Annotated in this window: 2 protein-coding genes; one reads left to right on the forward strand and one right to left on the reverse strand. The window is 59.0% G+C overall.

Annotation, left to right across the window (positions count from 1 at the left end):
* Positions 1 to 93: 93 nt before the first annotated feature.
* Positions 94 to 249 (forward strand): hypothetical protein, encoded by a 156-nt coding sequence (locus ACOCD2_RS23660; protein WP_419587615.1) that lies wholly within the window; start codon positions 94 to 96, stop codon positions 247 to 249.
* Between the two features lie 228 nt (positions 250 to 477).
* On the opposite strand, the gene ACOCD2_RS23665 is transcribed toward ACOCD2_RS23660, so the two are convergent.
* Positions 478 to 746 (reverse strand): transposase (locus tag ACOCD2_RS23665; RefSeq protein WP_293680380.1); only part of this gene is annotated, 269 nt, incomplete at its 5' end.

A 746-nucleotide genomic window follows, 5' to 3' on the forward strand; every position in this document is an offset into this window, starting at 1 on the left:
CCTATTGCCGCATCTCCAGTTACCTGCAGACCATGGCAAATCAGGGATACAATCCGCTGGTCGCCATTCAAATGGCCTTTTCGGGACAGCTCTATGCTGATAGGGGTGAGTAGTTACAGGCCTACTTTGTTTTCCCTCTGGCGCAAGGCACGCCGGGAAAACAGTGCGGCCTCGCGGCTACTGGGGTCTACCAGCCTTCGCTTCGCTCTCCATGGCTGGCAGCGCTGGATCAGCGCCAGGATGGCCTAGCCCGCATCGCTCACCGATCCCCTAGTTCCGGCGTTTTTGGGCGCCGGGACGTGGCCAAGATAGACCGATAGCCCATTTCTCGTGCCAAGGTACTCGCCGAGAGAAGTGATTCTCGTGTTTTTCGCTCTCCCGGGGCTCTGGAGGATGTTTTTTCGACGGAACAGATGCGTCGGCCCCTCAGCACCGGAGTCTGATCGGTTGTGTCAACGTTGCCGGATGTAATAGGGTTTATCCAGGGGGTGACCAAGCAGGGTGCTGCTTGAGATTGGCCAGGATCTGAGCGATGTCGCTGGCGTAGGGGGATGCTTCCGAGAAGGACAGCCAGACTTTGCGTACCGTCAGATGCAGACGGGCGCCGATTTTCAGCAGTTTCAGGCGGATCGTCGTGCTCTGGGCCTTGGCGAACGCCGTACCGGTCAGCCCTAGCCGACGCAGGCCATGCAGCAGGACATAGGCGAAAGAAGAGAAGTACAGCCGCAGTTGGTTCGCCCGCAGGG

Source organism: Thiolapillus sp. (assembly GCF_048562965.1).
Classification (GTDB): Bacteria; Pseudomonadota; Gammaproteobacteria; order Chromatiales; family Chromatiaceae; genus Thiolapillus; species Thiolapillus brandeum_A.

Bases quoted from the DNA above. Each gene is read 5' to 3' on its own strand.
- ACOCD2_RS23660 (WP_419587615.1), top strand. From the start codon at position 94: ATGCTGATAGGGGTGAGTAGTTACAGGCCTACTTTGTTTTCCCTCTGG.